Raw genomic sequence first — 16,706 nt, 5'->3', positions numbered from 1 at the left:
ATGATAGGCAGCGCGTTCGTCGCGGTCCAAGGCGAGACGTGCATCACGCCGCATGCTCACGATTGGGATGCTTGGGTCCGCGACCAGTGGGACGGCCGCCCCGGACCAACAGGGCTCTCCACAAGGAGAAAACCCAGTGAGTAAGGAAGAACTGCAAAGCTTGCTCATGCACCAAGAGGCGATGCGGATGGTTCGCGCCGATCCGGCACTGGAGGCTCGGGCGCTGGAGATCCTGGAGTGCGGGGATACGGTGGCCGCCATTAGCTCCAAGCCGCTGCGCGATGAATGGAAGCGCATTATTGCCGAGCGCGATTGGAAGCTGGCCCTGGAAGAGTCCGACCGTGGCCAGCAACTGCGCCAAGCCTCTCCCATGGCGATCCTGCTGCCCGAACAGGTCAGGCTCGGCATCATCCAGTCCGCGCGCGCCGTGCATGCCTCCAAAGGCCCACGCAGCCCGTGGAAGACGCGCTTTTTTGTCGATACTGAGTTCACCGACTTTATCGATTGCCAACTCATCAGCATAGCTGTCGTGGGTGAAGACGGTCGGGAGTTCTACGGCGAGCGTGCAGACTTCGAGCTGTCCGCGTGCAGCGAGTTCGTGCGGGCGGCTGTGCTGCCACAGCTCGGCCAGTTTCCCGGCCGCTCGATGCCGGCCGCGCAGTTGCGCGACGAGCTAATGGCGTGGCTGCTCGCCGTGCCGGCAAAGCCCAAGCGGGTATTGTGCTTCGACTACCAAGGCGACTACGACCTGGTGCTCGATCTGCTCGATGCCCAGATTCCCTCTGGCTGGAAATGTGAGCACGTGGGCGGCCAGCTTGATATGGAGCGGCTAGAAACGTACTTCCGTGAGCACGGTGGCCGGCATCACGCATTGCACGATGCGCGCGCCAACGCCTTCGCTTTTCGCTGACGACTGCACCGGGCTCTAAAGGAAAAGAGGCTTGCCGAGTTTTTGGCGCCATAGCGCCTCTTCTATGGCAGTCCCCTCCCACCAGAAGGCCTCAAGGCGGCTCTCCTCAGTCACCGGCCACGCAGCACTTTCAACTGCTGTAGAGGCGCCCACCCGCATCGCCACCACACCTCGTTGGTTCGCCCCACGAACTCCGGATCTTGGTCGCAGCGCACCTGCTTTTCTTAGCCGGCCATGTCATTGCCCTCGGATATATGATCCGATTGTCTCGCACGCAGGCACTAGCACGCCGTGTCGACGCACTCAGTCGGACTCACCCCGATGCCACTCAGGGAGTTCAGGAAATGCGCGACGCTGAGAGATTCGGGCATTGGCGCGCAACAGCGCCTTCATCTCAGGGGTAACTACCCGTCTCCGCTGAGAACGGCGAATCACCACCTTGGGTGGTTTGGCGTCCACCACGGTTGGCTTAGCCCCATTTGTCAAGCTCATCTCGACCCCTTGAATGTACCCAGTCTAGTGCCTTTCGCGACGCGGCGATGCGCGACGACCAGACCCCATTTTCGGACCTTGCCACAGGCGGCCGAATCCAAGCGTAACTACGGTAGCGCATTCCGGCTCGCCCGAACAAAAATGCAGCGACGGGCGCGTCTGCGCCACACTCAGCGTGACCACTTAGTCGGCCAGCTACATTGGGCATTCCAGATACAACGAGAGGCATTCCATGAGCACCAAAGCGACCCTCGCCAATAACCCATCCGAAAACGACGAACTGGCGTGGCACCTCTACGAGGAAGTATTCGAGGCGGGTGTCATATACCTAGAGCTTTGCGGGGTTAGCGCGGTATTGAGTACACGCGAGCAAGGCGGCGCCGATGTGGTTTTGCGCCTGCCGATCGAAACGGCGAAACAACTTGGGCTGCATACGATTGTGTCACCCGAGCGATGGGCGCGAGCCTGCGACAGCAAGAAATAACTCTGTGCGTTTCCTCTTTGGTTGGTGCTCCCGTGACCGGCCAGTTGCGACGGATCGTCATCAGGGAACACTCTTCGTGTGCGAAATCTCAGCGTTTTCGGGCCCCAACCCGGCAAAACCGAGCTGCGTCCGATAATCGGCTAGTAGCGTTTGCTGAGTTTCGAGACGTGCCGCCAGCTTGGCCAGTTCCCCAGCCATCTGCTCGCGCTCCAAGCGCATGGCCGTGAGTTCTTCTGCTTGCACCTGCATCGCCGCGCGCAGGGCGTCGCGCTCCGCTTCCGTCCGCACCTGATCTGCTCGCACGTGGATCAGTTCAGTCTGCACCTGTTCGCCCCGCGCCTCCAGTTCACGGACGCGCTTGGTCGCGGCGCTGGCTTCGGCAACCAGCCTTGCACCGTCCTTGTTCAACTGCGTGATCTCGCCCTGCTTGACGATTAAAGCCTGGTTGCCCTGCCGGATCTCCGCCTGCAGCTGTTGAACCTGGTGCTCGTGTCGGTGGGTTTCCTGGTCGCGCTGTTCCTTGCTGGCGTTGCGGAAGTGCTCCAATGCCTGGTGCGCGTGCTGCAGCTTCTCCTCCAACGAGCGCCGGAAGCCGTCGTATTCGGCTCGTTGTTCCGTTAGGTCTCGTACCTGCTGGGCCAGCCGCTCGCCCTCCAGTGCTCGCCTTTGCAGCTCGGCCTGCGTGTCACTGTGTGCGGCTCGCGTGGCGGCAAGGGTCATAAGTGTGTCAGCCAACTCGGCACGAACCGCGCTGAGATCCGCGACCAGCTTGGCGGCTTCTACTTGGGCTTCCTGTCGCTGGGACGCCACTGTGGCGGCTTGCTGGTCCACCACGGCCTGCGCTTCTTCATGCAGGCGCGCCGCCAGCCGGCTCACCAGATCCAAGATCGCATCGGAGGTGGAGCCGGTGCGGGTGAGCGCCGTACCCTCTTCCTCTTCCAGCTCTTTCAGATAACGGTGGATGGTGGTTTTCGAGCCCGTATTGCCAAGGGCGATACGTATCGCATCGATTGACGGGTGCTGTCCCTGTGCCAAAAGCGAATCGCGAGCGCGTTTAACATCCAGGCGGCTCAGTCCAGCGCGGGCCACGGCTCTCCTACAATTTCGTACCGTATTACGTACCATGTATATACGTACCAGTACAAGCAGTCAAGCAGGTAGGCCGGTGTCGGAATCTAACGCGTGATAATGGCGAATTATCATGTGTGATGGACTTTTGAAAGTCCACTATCCCGATAGATCGGTACAAGCTCCCATAAGAACTCCACTCGCGTGCGCGGGCGTATCTGCTCAGTACAATCGAACCACTTGCCTGCTCCGCCTAGCCCACCCCGGGCAACGCACAAAGCGGGTGCCTCGATGCCCCACTATGGAACGCTTTACGATCTCTCTGGACGATGCGCTGGCCGCCGAGTTTGACCGGCTGATGGCAGAGCACGGTTACGCCAACCGCTCGGAAGCCGTGCGCGACCTCCTGCGCGTGCACCTGGACCGCTGGCGAGAATCGCACAACGAAGATGGCCCCTGCGTGGCCAACCTGTCGTACATCTACAACCACCACGAGCGTGAGTTGGCTGAGCGGCTGACGCGCATCCAGCACGCCCACCACGGCCTGACGGTGTCCACCATGCACGCGCATCTGGATGATGAGCACTGCATCGAGACCGTCATCCTGCGTGGGCCTGCCAGTGCCGTGCGCCGTCTGGCCGATGCCATCAGCAGCGAGCGCGGCGTCAAGCAAGGCCAGCTCAACCTGATCATGACCTCGGGCACCCCGGACGACCACGGGCACCACCACCATCACCCGCATTGAGCCCATCACTGGCAAGCATGTGACGCCAAACTTGCATGTTGGTATGAAGTTTGCATAAATCTTCATACACAAATATCAAGCGTCAGGGAGTGGGTGGATGCGTGCGAGTCAGGCGTGGTCGATCGGAGCGCTGTGGGGGCTGGGCTATGCCCTGGTGCATTCAGGTGCTGCCCATGCGGGCGGCATGCAACAGCCCGAGGTGCAATTGGAGGCCACCACCGTCAGCGGCTCTGCAGCCACCGCTACGGCCACAGGTGAGGCGGCCAACCAGGGCTACGTGCCGCGCGCCCAACTGGAGAACCGGCCCCTGCTGCGACCGGGCGAACTGCTGGAGACGGTACCAGGCCTGATCGTCACCCAGCACAGCGGCGACGGCAAAGCCAACCAGTACTTCCTGCGCGGCTTCAACCTCGACCACGGCACAGACCTGGCCACCACCGTGGCCGGCATGCCGGTCAACATGCGCACGAACGCGCATGGTCAGGGCTACACCGATCTCAACTTCGTCATCCCCGAGCTGGTCAGCGGCATTGCCTATAAGAAAGGCACTTACTTTGCGGAAGAAGGCGACTTTTCCGCTGCCGGCGCGGTACGCATCGACTATGTCGACCGCCTGCCGCAGGGTATTGCGCAGTTCGAACTGGGTGAGCACAACTACCGGCGCGGCCTGCTGGTCAACGCCAACACCGTCGGCCCCGGCACGCTGCTTTACGGCTTCGAGTGGCTGGGCGAGAACGGCCCGTGGACGGTGCCCGAGGGCGTGCACAAGCTCAACGGTGTGCTGCGCTACACCGTACCGCTGGGCGGCGGCGAGCGTGTAAGCATCACCGGCATGGCGTACAAGAACGCGTGGCAGTCGACGGACCAAGTGCCGCTGCGCGCCATCAACGAAGGACTCATCTCGCGCTTTGGCGCCATCGACCCGACCGATGGCGGGGCCGCCTCGCGCTACAGCCTGTCGGTCGACTGGTTGCGCCCCCTAGCCGACGGACAGCTCAAGGCCAATGCGTACGTCATCAAGAGCCGATTGCAGCTGTTCTCCGACTTCACCTATGCGCTCAACAACCCCGTGCAGGGAGACCAGTTCGAGCAGTTCGAGAACCGGGTCACCACGGGTGTGAATGCGTCACGCACGTGGCTGGGGACATTGGCAGGGCGCGAGAGCGAAACCGAGTTCGGCTCGCAAACTCGGTTTGACCGGCTCGACCCGATCAGCCTCAGCAACACGGAGGCACGCCAGCCCTACGCACTGGTGCGCAGCGACACCGTGAACGAAACCAGCACCGCGCTCTACCTGCGCAACAGCACGCAGTGGCTCCCGTGGTTACGCACCATTGCTGGCGTGCGGGCAGACCAGTTTTGGTACAACGTGGCCAGCAGCAACCCGCTCAATTCGGGTAGCGGGTCTGACCACATCGTCAGCCCCAAGCTAAGCGTGGTGCTGTCGCCCACGGCGCGCACCGATGTGTTCATGAACTGGGGCCGGGGTTATCACAGCAACGACGTGCGCGGCGCGACCACCACCGTCGACCCCGTGAGCGGAGACCCTGTGCAGAAGGTGTCAGTGCTGGTACCCGCCACCGGCTACGAGATCGGCGTGCGCACGCGAGAGCTCGCACCCAACCTGCAGCTTTCCGCATCGTTGTGGCGGCTGGACATTGGCTCCGAGCTTGTCTTCTCGGGCGACACGGGCACCACTGAGCCAAGCCGGCCCAGCCGCCGCACTGGCGTGGAATTGGCCGCGTACTACACACCGCTGCCGGAGCTGATCCTGGATGCGGATGCGGCTTTCTCGCGCGCCCGCTTTCGCGACAGCAATCCGGTAGGCGACTACATTCCCGAAGCCATCCAGACCACCGCATCGGCCGGCGTCTCGTGGGCGCACGAACGCTGGACACTGGGCGCGCGCCTGCGCTACTTCGGCCCACGCCCGCTGGTGGAAGACAACAGCGTACGTTCTGCATCGTCGTTCCTGGTCAACCTCAAGCTCGGCTACCGGGTGCAGAAGAACGTGCGCGTGTTTGTTGAGGTGCTGAACGCGCTCAACAAGAAAGTGAACGACATCGACTATTACTATGCCTCTTTGCTCAAGGGCGAAGCATCACCGCTGGATGCCAATGGCGTGGCCACAGGCATCAATGACCACCACATCCACCCGGCCGAGCCCCGCACGCTGCGTGCAGGTATTGTCTGGAATTTTTAGGCAGGAAGATCGCAGCAACGCCGTCTCATGAACGCGAGCACATGGCACGCGTGAACGCGCTGACTCAAATACGGCCAACAGGCTATTGCCCCACACCATATGGGAGAGGCAACTCAAATCATCGGTCGATTAGCACAGCAAGTCATGACCCACATTCGTTTGGCGATATGCAGCATGAAGACGTGGGGAATAAAATTGGGCCAGTAAAAACAGATCCCATTCTTTTCCCCGCGGCAATTTGTCACTAGATCATCTGCAGCATCCCAGCTATTAACTTGACGGCATCTTCGTCACCGATCGTCGGCTCAACTTGCGCATGTGAGACAGCAAGGTTTTCGCTCGACTGCATGACGCCGATGATAAAATAATCATATGGAAATGAACCGGGACACACGCTACGTTGCCACTTGGATCGTATGTTTTGCGGTCCTGCTGGCGGCGCTTGCGCCGTTCATTTCTTTCGCGCTGTCTGCCACCAAGGGGGCCGATGACTTGTGGGTCCAGGTTTGCTCGGTCAAGGGCTCCAGGCTGATCAAGGTCGAGGGCGAGCAAAGCAGCACGTCCTCCGCGCCTGCCAAGTCCATACCGACCGAACATTGCCCTTTCTGCTTCACGCATGCAGGAGCGGTGGGACTTCCTCCTGCGGCTGAATTCCATCTTCCCCTTCTGAACGGGACGCCCATGCGGCCCGTGCTCTACTACCAGTCGCCGCGCCCGCTGTTTGTTTGGGCCGCGCCGCAATCCCGCGCTCCTCCATCGCTTTCCTGATCGCTGCTGGCGTTCGTGCCGCTGCTTGAGCGGCACGCCGTCGCACGCCTATGGCCTTGCTCCGCCGGTGTTCATTGCCGGAGAGCAAGCATAAATCCAACGGGACGTCCGTCGGGTTGATGCACTGAATACGCCGGGCCGTGCCCTTGGCGACATGACCGCTGCTCGCTGCATGCCAGGCGCGGTCCATCGCTGCGCACCCGATACGTTTCCCTTTGATCAGGAGCTGCACCATGCCGTTCGCTACCAGGCGCGAGTTGTCTCGACTCGCCCAGTTTTTCCTTGTAATGCGCTGCTTCAACGTTGCCGCCATCACCGCGCTGGCGGTGTGGCATGGCTACGCTTTCTATACAACGCGCTCACTGTCGGTCATGCCGCTTCACGGACAGGGAGACGACTGTCTGTGTTCGATTAATGAGCGTAGGGGGTAGTGCGATGAAGCTGCTCCCTTTGGTAGAACCGTCGGCGAACTTGAGCGCGGCGGAAATCAGTCGCTATAGCCGGCATCTGCTGTTGCCCGACGTGGGTCTCGATGGGCAGAAACGCTTGAAGAGCAGCAGAGTGCTGGTCGTTGGCGCGGGTGGCCTAGGGTCGCCAGTTTTGCTGTACCTTGCGGCCGCCGGCGTCGGCACGATAGGTATCGTCGATTTCGACGTGGTGGACGAGTCAAACCTGCAGCGGCAAGTCATTCACGGCGTTGCCGACTTGGGCAAGCCGAAGGCGGAAAGCGCGCGCGACTCGATCCACGACATCAATCCCTACGTCAAAGTCCAGCTATACATGGATAGGCTGGACGCGTCGAATGCGCTGTCCATCTTCGGTGGGTACGACTTGGTTGTCGATGGCACCGACAATTTTGCGACCCGCTATCTGGTCAATGATGCCTGCGTGCTGGCAGGCAAGCCCTATGTCTGGGGCTCCATCTTCCGCTTCGAGGGGCAGGCCTCGGTGTTCTGGGAGCAAGCACCAGACGACGCCGGGCTCAACTATCGAGATCTGTACCCTGAGCCACCGCCGCCCGAACTTGCTCCGTCCTGCTCTGAAGGCGGCGTGCTCGGCATCCTGTGCGCGTCGATTGGCGCGATGATGGCCACGGAGGCGGTAAAGCTCATCACAGGCCTGGGCGATACTTTGCTGGGCCGGCTCGCTGTCTACGATGCGCTAGACATGAGCTATCGCTTCATTCCGCTGCGACGCGATCCAAAGCGCATGCCGATTGCTGCGCTAACAGACTACCAAGCGTTCTGCGGCCTGCGCCGTCAGAGCGATCAAGATGCTGAGCCCCCCTCCATCAGCGCGCCCGAACTCAAGCGCTGGCAGGATCGCGGCGACAACTTCCAATTGATCGACGTGCGCGAAGCAACCGAATGGGACATCGTGCGCATCCCCGGGGCACAACACATTCCTAAGGACCGGGCAATGTTGCCGGAGTTCGCTTCGCAGCTTGATCGAAACGCCCCAATTGTCCTGCACTGCAAATCCGGCGCGCGCTCCCGCCAAGTTCTGTTAGCGCTGCAAAAACAGGGCTTTACCCGGCTCTGGAACCTAGATGGCGGCATTCTCGCGTGGATCAAAGAAGTTGATCCCTCGCTGCCAGGCTATTGAGCGAAGGAGGATAAGGTGCTTGTTATTCTCGCCGAACTCATCGACGCCATGCTGGCGCAGGCCAGGCAGGACCACCCACTCGAAACCTGCGGCGTCATTGCCGGCCCGGTTGGCTCGAATCGCCCCATGCGGCTGATCTCGATGCGCAATGCTGCGCAATCGTCCGAAGCCTTCCGCTTCGATTCGCTCGAACAACTCCGCCTCTGGAAAGAGATGGAAGAGCGTGGCGAAGAGCCGCTCGTGCTCTACCACTCGCATACCAGTTCGGATGCTTATCCAAGCCGGGACGACATTGCCTGCGCCGCCGAGCCGCACGCGCATTACGTCATTGTCTCCACCGACGCTGCGTGCGAACAGGCCGTTCGCAGTTTTCGCATCTTCGAAGGCTGCGTCGTCGAAGAATCGATCAGGACGGTTGATCACTACGTCCCGCCACACTCAATTGCCTCCCCCACTCCGACCCCGGAGAAGGAAATGTCATGACCATCATCGTTCATATCCCCACCCTCTTGCGCCCGCTGACTAACGATCGGAAGCGCGTTGAAGCGAGCGGAGCGACGATCCGCGACATCATTGCGCATCTGGAACGCTATCACCCCGGCATCCAGCAACGGCTGATGCAGGACGGCCAGCTACACCGCTTCGTGAATATCTACGTCAATGACAGCGACATCCGCTTCTCCGGCGAACTGGACGCTGCTGTGCGCGAAGGCGACTCTGTCACGATCTTACCTGCGGTCGCTGGCGGGTCGAGCCGTGCGATTCGCTTGACGCAGGCAAGCAGGGAGCACGCGAGATGAAGCAGCGGCCGCTTCTACCTCATTGCACGATCACAGGATTGCCGGCAACCGCTAGCCCTCTGTTTGGGCCGCTCACTTCTTCGCTCGACTATCAGAGCGTGGTTCTGGGCATGGCACAGATAGCGCCGCGGGTATGGGAATGTGGGCACAGCCTGTCGTTTGGCTTGCTGCTTCCCGATGCGTCGCCCATTACGTGTGAGATAAGCGGCTGGCCCGACAGCGCGGCGGCAACCACCGAATTCACTTTGCAGGCGGCATGTGGCCTGATGTCTGTGCACGGGCGTGCCAGCGGGCGAATGCAGCCGCTAGGTGTGAACTATGTCTCAACGCTGGCAGCGACGCTAGCACTGCAGGGGGCGCTAGCTTGTGCTCTTGGGATGCGGCGAGGCGTGCCCTGCGAACGGGTTTCGACCTCTTTGGCGTCGGCGGGCATGCTCGCAGTTGGGCAGTATCTGGCTGGCGCAACCGCGTTGGAATCGCCCGAGAAAATCCTGCCCGGCAGCAGTTCGACGACAGAGCGGCCGCCCTTCGTATCGGCCGACGGCGTGGTGTTCGAACTGGAAACGCTCGATGCGCCGCCTTGGCGCTCATTCTGGTCAGAAATCGGCGTCGACATGGAAAGCGCGGGCAAGGGCTGGAATGGTTTTCTGCTGCGTTACGCCAAGGCCGTCGCCCCGCTGCCCGCCACACTGATTGACGCGCTAGCGCGTCTGCCCTATGCACGGATCGCCGAGGTCTGCGCGCATACCGGTGTGGCAATCTGCCCGGTGCGCTCGCTACAAGAGCGCGCTGCGGACATCGATGCACATCCGCTATGGCGGCGAGGGCCATGGGCTTTCACGAGCGAGACAGGCGAGTCCGCGCCTTATGGCTCGAACCGCGCCACCGGCCCGCTTCCTTTATCCGGCATGACGGTTATTGAATCCTGCCGTCGCATCCAGGGGCCGCTGGCCGGCCATCTGCTGGCAATGCTCGGCGCGACCGTGATCCGCATCGAGCCTCCGGGCGGCGATCCGTTGCGCGGCGTACCGCCAATAGCCGAGGGTGTATCCGCCCGCTTCGATGCCCTCAACCGATCGAAAATCGTGCGCGAGATCGACATCAAGGCAGCGCATGGCCGTGCCGAGATTCACGCACTTGCGAGAGAGGCAGACGTGTTCCTGCACAACTGGGCGCCCGGCAAAGCCGCTGCATTGCAACTCGATTCGGCAGATTTACGGCGCATCAATCCGGCTCTGGTGTATGCATACGCCGGTGGCTGGGGTGATGGCGAGCAGGCGTTGCCCGGCACCGATTTCGTGGTGCAGGCTTATTCCGGTATCGCACACAAGATCGCCCGCGCCTCCCACACCGATGGTGGATCGCTTTTCACCGTGCTGGATGTACTGGGCGGAGCCGTCGCCGCGCAAGGCGTGACCGCTGCGCTACTGAGCCGATCGTTGCTGCCTGCAGGACTGCGCATGGAGTCGTCGCTGCTGGGCGCGGCAAGCCTGCTTTGCACTGAGGATTTGGATGCACTGCTCCATTCGCGGGAAACACTGCCGTCGGACAGCGTCTTGCAAGCGGTCTACCCGACGCGCCAAGGCTGGCTCGCGCTCGATTGCCCGGATGCGCGGACGATGGCTGCCCTAGCAGGCGCCGCCGGCCTCAGTAGGGACGTATCTGCAACAGAACTGCATGCCCGTCTGCCCGAGGCGTTGTCGTCGAAAACTGCATCGGAATGGCTCGCCGTGCTCGAACCACTCGGTATTCCCGCCTCACTCGCGCCGGATGACTTGAGCGAACTGCGTGACAACCCCCGGTTGGCTGCCGGCCTGGTGCCCGGGTCTTATACGCGCGTCAATTCTCCTTGGAGCTTTCAATGAACGCTGCCGGCATCATCGATCTGGTTCCTGGCGGCCTGCGCCGCGAATGGGCGCGGCGGGGCCTGTACCCGAACCGCTCTGTTTTTGAGATGTTCCGTCAGCATGCCGAATGCAATCCCAGCAAAACTGCTGTGCTGTCGCCTGCTGGCAGCGTGAGCTACGGTGAACTGCTCGACGGAACGCTGCGGCTGGCAGCTGGCCTGAAAGCGCGCGGCATCGTCGCTGGCGACGTGGTGGCTTACCAGTTGCCGAACACCTGGCACAGTTGCGCCATCGATCTGGCGGCGGCGGCACTCGGTGCGGTGGTTGCCCCTTTCCCGCCAGGGCGGGGTCGGCTCGACATCGAATCGCTGCTCAAACGCTGCCAGGCGCGGGCGGTGATTGTGACGCCATCTTACGGCGAGCTTGATATGTGTCAGCTCATCGAATCGCTGCGGCCTACCGTCTTGTCGCTACGCGTGCTGATCATCGATGGCAGCGCCCGTGAGGGCTGGCATGGTCTGGATCACCTGCTGCAAACACAACCCATCGCCCCCCAAGACTTACCTCCGGTCAGCCCCGACGATCCCGTGCGTTTCCTCGTTTCGTCCGGCACCGAGTCGGAACCCAAGCTTGTGGCGTATTCCCACAATGCACTGCTGGGCGGCCGCGGGCGTTTTTTACAGCGACTGCACCCCGACGGCGAGTCGTTTCGCGGCCTGTATCTTGTGCCACTCGGCTCTGCCTTCGGCTCGACGGCAACCTTTGGCGTGTTGTGCTGGCTAGGTGGATCGGTTGCACTGTTGCCGAAATTCGAGGCGACGCAGGCGATCGAGGCGATCTCGGCTTTCAAGCCGACACATGTTCTCGGTGTGCCGACCATGCTGCAACGTATGGCCGCCGACCCCATGCTGGCCGGCATTGACAAGTCCAGTCTGACTGCACTGGTTTCAGGCGGGGCGGTCATCGATCAAGCCAGCATCCGCCGCTGCATCAATGCTTTCGATTGCCGCTTCATCAGCCTCTACGGTTCCGCCGACGGCGTCAATTGCCACAACACGCTGGAGGACGAGGCCGACGTCATTTTCAGAAGCGTGGGCCGCCCCAACCCCGCCGTCTGCGACATTCGGATCGTCGATGCGTCTGGGCGGGCGGTACAGGACGGCGAGGTGGGAGAGATCACTGCCCGCGGCCCGATGTCTCCGATGCAGTACGTCAATGCACCGGAACTTGACGCGAAGTATCGTGATGCAGAGGGCTGGGTCCATACCGGCGACCTTGGCTTTATCGATGCCGACGGCCGGCTAGCGCTGGCCGGACGTAAGAAGGACATCATCATTCGTGGTGGCGCGAACATCAGCACGGTCCAGATCGAGAACCTCGCCACCGCCTACCCGGACGTAGTGAGCGCGGCCTGCGTGCCGGTGCCCGATCCCGACCTAGGGCAGCGCGTGTGCTTGTGCTTGACGATGCGCGACGGCGTGGCGCGTCCGGCATTGGCCGAGATCTCTGGTTACCTGCGCAGCAAGGGGCTGGAAACCAACAAGCTTCCCGAGTACCTGCGCTACATGCGCCGCTTCCCACTCACACCCGCCGGCAAGGTGGACAAGAAACTGCTAGCTGCGGAAGTTGCGTTTCTCGAACTCGGCATCGGGATATCCCATTGATCGCGCAGGAGAAGACATTGTCCGCCCTCCCACTCCATCTCGGCATGCCGGCGCAGTCGCTGGCCGATGCCGTCAAGACCTTCACCGACGACCTCATCGTGCCGAGCGAGCCGGTACTGGCCCAGGGCGATGCCCAGGCCGCCGCAAAAATGGCTGAGCTGGCGCATACCGCGCGCGAGGCTGGGCTATGGGGCCTGTTCTATCCTGCTGACCACGGCGGCAAGATTGCCTCGCTGGCTGAATACCTGCCGGTTGCCGAACAGGAAGGCCGTTCGGAATACGGGCCTGCGATCTTCGGCAGTCGTACCACGCTGGACGTACATATGCTGCGCCGGCACGGCAGCGCTGCTGTCCGCGAGCGTTTCCTCACGCCGTTGGTGGAGGGGAGCGGCATCGGCGCTTACGGCATGTCGGAGCCGGATGCCGCAGGATCGGTGCCGGCGACGATGCAGACCCGTGCCGAGCTGACCAGCGGCAAGTGGATCGTCGAAGGCCGCAAGTGGTACATCTCCCGGGCCGCACAAGCTACCTTCGTCACGGTCGTGGCACGTACCCGGCAGGAGGCCGCTCCGGAACACGCCTTTTCAATGATTGTGGTGCCCACCGACGCAGCGGGCTTTCGCATCGAGCGGGAGATGCCGGTCCTGGGCCGGCTGCAGGGGCAATGCGAATTGTCCTTCGACCAGGTATCGGTGCCTGAGAGCTACGTCCTTGGGCAACGCGACCGGGGGCTCGATCTAATGCAGGAGCGATTGGCCCTGGGGCGCACGCTTAACGCCATCCATTGGGTCGGGCTGGCACAGCGCTGCTTCGATTTGATGTGCGGGCGTATCTGCTCGCCGCGCGGCGCCCTGGCCCGGCTGCCGGACAAGCAGTTGGTGCGACAGCACGTCTTTCAAGCGCATCAAGCCATCGCCAGCGCACGTTGCCTCGTCAGGCTGGCGGCCGTCAGCGTGGACCAGCAAGAGCGCAGCGAAGTTGCGGTCAACATGGCGAAAGTCGCAGCATCGCAAGCACTGCATGTTGCAGCCGATTCCGCCATCCAGATATTTGGCGCAGAAGGTCTCGGCGACGAGACTCCGCTCTCCGGCATTTACCGCATGGCCCGCGCCACGCGCATCCTGGACGGCGCGGACGAGGTGCTGATCAACCACATCGGCAAGCAGCTCTTGCAAGCCTATGCCGAGTCGAAAAGCGAGACGGCGCAATGAGGGCGGCGACCAAATTTTTTCGCCGAACGGCACGGGTCGAGCTTGGGTTGAGTGCAACGTTGACCATGGCGATGGCTCTGCCAATGCTGATCCTGTATGCCATCGGCACGCTGGGGCCGTTCCTGATCCGCGACCTGCATATCGAGGCCGGGTGGTTAGGCTATGTCACGATGAGCGCCTTCGGTCTCGCCGCCGTTCTCTCGCTTGGAGCGGGGCCGCTGGTGGAGCGGCTCGGCTCGCGGCGTGGACTGTGTATGCTCTTTGCGGCGGTGGCTTTGGCCTACGCGGCAATCCTTGCCGTGCCGGGCTTTGGCGGCGTGATTGTTGCCGTCGCCATCTGCGGGGTCGCGCAGGCACTGTCGAACCCAGTCACCAACCTGCTCATCGCGCAGCGGGTTGCGCCCGAGAAAAAAGCGCTGATCGTCGGTCTGAAGCAGTCCGGTGTACAGATCGGCGCACTGTTTGCCGGTCTGGCGCTGCCGGGGCTAGCGGCCCACTACGGCTGGCGCGCCGCGCTGGGTCTGATCGCGCCGGTTTCACTGCTGATGTGCCTGCTATCGCCGCTGTCGGCACCGGCACCGGCACGGCGCGCGACACAGGCCAAAGGTCGCGCAGCTCTGCGCCCCAACGGACTGTTGTGGCGGTTGATGGGGGTCCAAGGCTGTGTCGGCATGGCCCTATCGTCCTTCGTCACCTTCCTGCCCTTGTTCGCCACCCTGCACGGAACAACGCCAGCGCAAGCCGGCCTCATGGTCGCTACGTTTGGGGCCACGGGCATTTTTTCCCGCGTGGTGCTGACACCGTTGGGAGCCCGACTCAAGGACGAATCGCAATTGCTGCTCGCACTGCTGGCATTCGCCGCACTGGCCGTCGGCATCACCATGTGCTCGGACTCCACTACGCATTGGATGCTGTGGGCTGGCGCTGCGGGGATGGGCTTGACGGCGGTGGCGACCAACGCGATCGCGATGGGCATGCTGCTGAGAGACCCGATCTTCGGCGGCGCGGCCACGGCCTCGGGGCTGCTGTCGGCCGCGTTCTTCGGTGGCTTCGCTGTCGGCCCCCCGCTATGCGGGGCGGTGATCAATTCCCGTTATGGGTTCTCAGGGGCATGGACGCTTGCCATCGCAGTGCTGATGGCAGGATGCGCGATCGCCCTCTCGCTGGCCCGGGTGCGCGCGAGGAGGGACCGATGACCACCTCGCCGTTTGCGGAAAACGATACGTTGAGCCAAGCGGAAATCATGGCGGCGCTGGAGAACCTCTGCACACGCATGGACGCCGTCGAAGTGCAATGCGGTGCGGGTTTTCCGCTCTATTCGGTTGGCACTGAGGACTGTTGGGTCCTCTCAGAAGGCGGTTCGTGGGTCGGCGGTTTCTGGGCAGGATGCTGGTGGTTGCGAGCACGCCTAGCGGGCGTAGCGAGCGAACGGCTCAAAGCCGTGCAACTGTGCGAGCGGCTTGCGCCCAAGCTCAAAGCGGATTCCATCCATCGCGCCATGCTGTTCTGGTACGGGGCAGCACCGGGCGCACGCTGGTTCGGCAACGAGACTTGCGCGCAGCAGACATGCGCCGCAGCCGAGGCGCTTGCCGCCTCATTTCACCCCGAGCTGCAATGCATTCCTACCGGTACCGCTATCGGCGGTGGCAAACATGGCGGACAGCACATTGGCATCGATGCGCTAGCTGCCGTCATCCGGTTGCTGACGTTGCGCGAAGCGCCGCGATGGCAAAACGCTGCTCGGCGGCATACCGATACGGTCATCTCCACCTGTCTGACCGAAGATGGGGCCTGCTATGCCGAGGCCGCGCATACCGGACGGTCTTTCACGCCGATTGGCCGGGCCGGAGCGTGGTCGCGCGGGCAAGCGTGGGCCATGCTAGGACTGGCCAGCGCCGCGCGGTGGGGTGAGCCGTATGCACAGCAAGCGCGCTCTGCGTGCGAATACTGGCTGCGCTCACGTCCATCGTCCATGCCGCCCGATCGGCTGGATCAACCACAAGGCATCGAGGACCCCTCTGCTGCACTGATCGCAGCGATGGCGATGCTCTCCTTGTGCGAGCACGCCGGCGAAACGCGCTGGCGGACATTCGCCGAACGCCAGATCGCTGCAATCGTACGCAGCCGTTACTTGACCAAGCCCGGCAACGAAGCCGACGGCGTGCCCGCAGGGATTTTTTGGGGTGCTTGCATCAGAACGAGACCGGATCGGCACGAACTAGTCGAATCCGCCTGGGGCAGTTTTTTTCTGATGCAGGCGCTGGCAATGCTGGCAGGCAAAACCGATGCGGCCCTTTCCGGTCGGTCAATTTCCATTTTTTAACGAGAGGAGACATGCAATGAAAACACGCGAGCGCATTCCGTCTGCTGCCGCAGTGATGTGCGCACTACTGATCGGCAGCGGGACATCCGGCGCCTTCGCGCAGAAGGCAGATCCGGCGACGGCAATCAAGCAACGCATCGGGCAGACCTATGACCGGCCTGGCCACAAGGTGGACACCGCGCCGGTCGTCGTGGTTGGCGACTACGGGCTTGCCGACTGGACCCAAGGCCCCAAGGGCGGACGCGCCCTGCTGCGCAAGGCCAATGGTGCGTGGGAAATCATGGCTTGCGGCGGCGACGGCTTCAAGGATGCCAAGGTGCTGAAGGATGCCGGGATTCCAGACGCGACCGCGCAGCAACTCATCGCACAGTTGAACCAGGCTGAGCGCTCGGTGGCTCCCGAGCGCATCAGGCAATTTGGTTTGTTCGGCACCGCAGACGACCCCCGCATGCACGAACACCCTACACACGATCATCAATGACCCACATCTTGACCTACAAGAAAAAGACAACAGCATGAAACCCAAGCATCACCCGATCGCGCTCGCCATCGCCCTTGCCTTCGGCAGCAACGCTTATGCACAAAC

The 16,706-nt window shown here is 62.3% G+C and carries 15 protein-coding genes; 14 read left to right on the top strand and 1 reads right to left on the bottom strand.

Translation table 11 applies throughout. The annotated features are described in order from the left end of the window. Positions 1–136 precede the first annotated feature (136 nt). Positions 137–910: a hypothetical protein gene (locus tag JHD73_RS20770; RefSeq protein WP_368735552.1), complete on the top strand. Its 774-nt coding sequence runs from the start codon at positions 137–139 to the stop codon at positions 908–910. Positions 911–1,634: 724 nt separating this feature from the next. Continuing rightward, positions 1,635–1,886 (top strand): hypothetical protein, encoded by a 252-nt coding sequence (locus JHD73_RS20765; protein WP_199032102.1) that lies wholly within the window; start codon positions 1,635–1,637, stop codon positions 1,884–1,886. Between the two features lie 60 nt (positions 1,887–1,946). On the opposite strand, the gene JHD73_RS20760 is transcribed toward JHD73_RS20765, so the two are convergent. After that, complete coding sequence (locus tag JHD73_RS20760) at positions 1,947–2,975, bottom strand: DNA-binding protein (protein ID WP_199032101.1); 1,029 nt, start codon at positions 2,973–2,975, stop codon at positions 1,947–1,949. 280 nt (positions 2,976–3,255) lie between these two features. On the opposite strand from JHD73_RS20760, the gene nikR reads away from it, so the two are divergent. The 12 genes from nikR (at position 3,256) to JHD73_RS20700 (ending at position 16,601) form a co-directional block, all read left to right on the top strand. After that, positions 3,256–3,699 (top strand): nickel-responsive transcriptional regulator NikR, encoded by a 444-nt coding sequence (gene nikR, locus JHD73_RS20755; RefSeq protein ID WP_064803388.1) that lies wholly within the window; start codon positions 3,256–3,258, stop codon positions 3,697–3,699. Between the two features lie 184 nt (positions 3,700–3,883). Continuing rightward, complete coding sequence (locus JHD73_RS20750) at positions 3,884–5,902, top strand: TonB-dependent receptor (protein ID WP_233177086.1); 2,019 nt, start codon at positions 3,884–3,886, stop codon at positions 5,900–5,902. Positions 5,903–6,274: 372 nt separating this feature from the next. Beyond that, the gene (locus tag JHD73_RS20745; protein ID WP_231973199.1) at positions 6,275–6,670 is read left to right on the top strand and encodes a DUF2946 domain-containing protein; all 396 of its coding nucleotides are present in this window, start codon (positions 6,275–6,277) and stop codon (positions 6,668–6,670) included. A gap of 435 nt (positions 6,671–7,105) precedes the next feature. Then, positions 7,106–8,275, top strand: a complete 1,170-nt coding sequence (gene moeB, locus JHD73_RS20740) for a molybdopterin-synthase adenylyltransferase MoeB (protein ID WP_064803380.1) — start codon at positions 7,106–7,108, stop codon at positions 8,273–8,275. 15 nt (positions 8,276–8,290) lie between these two features. Next, positions 8,291–8,758 carry a Mov34/MPN/PAD-1 family protein gene (locus JHD73_RS20735; protein WP_064803378.1) on the top strand — a complete coding sequence of 156 codons (468 nt, stop codon included), beginning with the start codon at positions 8,291–8,293 and terminating at the stop codon, positions 8,756–8,758. After that, complete coding sequence (locus JHD73_RS20730) at positions 8,755–9,075, top strand: MoaD/ThiS family protein (RefSeq protein ID WP_064803376.1); 321 nt, start codon at positions 8,755–8,757, stop codon at positions 9,073–9,075. Before JHD73_RS20735 ends, JHD73_RS20730 begins: the two co-directional genes overlap by 4 nt. Further along, positions 9,072–10,940, top strand: a complete 1,869-nt coding sequence (locus tag JHD73_RS20725) for a CoA transferase (RefSeq protein ID WP_064803374.1) — start codon at positions 9,072–9,074, stop codon at positions 10,938–10,940. Before JHD73_RS20730 ends, JHD73_RS20725 begins: the two co-directional genes overlap by 4 nt. Then, a complete protein-coding gene (locus JHD73_RS20720; RefSeq protein ID WP_064803372.1) occupies positions 10,937–12,586 on the top strand; it encodes a class I adenylate-forming enzyme family protein in 1,650 nt (549 codons plus the stop codon). Before JHD73_RS20725 ends, JHD73_RS20720 begins: the two co-directional genes overlap by 4 nt. Positions 12,587–12,603: 17 nt before the next feature. Beyond that, positions 12,604–13,797 carry an acyl-CoA dehydrogenase family protein gene (locus tag JHD73_RS20715; RefSeq protein WP_233177084.1) on the top strand — a complete coding sequence of 398 codons (1,194 nt, stop codon included), beginning with the start codon at positions 12,604–12,606 and terminating at the stop codon, positions 13,795–13,797. A 65-nt stretch (positions 13,798–13,862) separates the two neighbouring features. Further along, entirely contained in the window at positions 13,863–14,993 is a 1,131-nt protein-coding gene (locus JHD73_RS20710; RefSeq protein ID WP_231973195.1) for a CynX/NimT family MFS transporter, read from the top strand. Then, the gene (locus tag JHD73_RS20705) at positions 14,990–16,120 is read left to right on the top strand and encodes a hypothetical protein (protein ID WP_064803366.1); all 1,131 of its coding nucleotides are present in this window, start codon (positions 14,990–14,992) and stop codon (positions 16,118–16,120) included. The genes JHD73_RS20710 and JHD73_RS20705 overlap by 4 nt, the downstream gene beginning before the upstream one ends. 16 nt (positions 16,121–16,136) lie before the next feature. After that, complete coding sequence (locus JHD73_RS20700) at positions 16,137–16,601, top strand: copper uptake system-associated protein (RefSeq protein ID WP_064803364.1); 465 nt, start codon at positions 16,137–16,139, stop codon at positions 16,599–16,601. The last annotated feature ends 105 nt before the right edge of the window (positions 16,602–16,706 follow it).

Origin of the sequence: Ralstonia sp. ASV6 (genome assembly GCF_016429285.1) — a bacterium.
Lineage (GTDB): Bacteria > Pseudomonadota > Gammaproteobacteria > Burkholderiales > Burkholderiaceae > Ralstonia > Ralstonia flaminis.
Note: the sequence above shows the minus strand (reverse complement) of the source record. Positions and strands in the feature narration are given on the sequence as shown.

Coding starts and splice junctions, on each gene's coding strand:
- JHD73_RS20705 (WP_064803366.1), top strand. CDS start 14,990: ATGACCACCTCGCCGTTTGCGGAAAACGATACGTTGAGCCAAGCGGAA.
- JHD73_RS20710 (WP_231973195.1), top strand. CDS start 13,863: ATGGCGATGGCTCTGCCAATGCTGATCCTGTATGCCATCGGCACGCTG.
- JHD73_RS20730 (WP_064803376.1), top strand. CDS start 8,755: ATGACCATCATCGTTCATATCCCCACCCTCTTGCGCCCGCTGACTAAC.
- JHD73_RS20745 (WP_231973199.1), top strand. CDS start 6,275: ATGGAAATGAACCGGGACACACGCTACGTTGCCACTTGGATCGTATGT.
- JHD73_RS20750 (WP_233177086.1), top strand. CDS start 3,884: ATGCAACAGCCCGAGGTGCAATTGGAGGCCACCACCGTCAGCGGCTCT.
- nikR (WP_064803388.1), top strand. CDS start 3,256: ATGGAACGCTTTACGATCTCTCTGGACGATGCGCTGGCCGCCGAGTTT.
- moeB (WP_064803380.1), top strand. CDS start 7,106: ATGAAGCTGCTCCCTTTGGTAGAACCGTCGGCGAACTTGAGCGCGGCG.
- JHD73_RS20725 (WP_064803374.1), top strand. CDS start 9,072: ATGAAGCAGCGGCCGCTTCTACCTCATTGCACGATCACAGGATTGCCG.
- JHD73_RS20765 (WP_199032102.1), top strand. CDS start 1,635: ATGAGCACCAAAGCGACCCTCGCCAATAACCCATCCGAAAACGACGAA.
- JHD73_RS20700 (WP_064803364.1), top strand. CDS start 16,137: ATGAAAACACGCGAGCGCATTCCGTCTGCTGCCGCAGTGATGTGCGCA.
- JHD73_RS20720 (WP_064803372.1), top strand. CDS start 10,937: ATGAACGCTGCCGGCATCATCGATCTGGTTCCTGGCGGCCTGCGCCGC.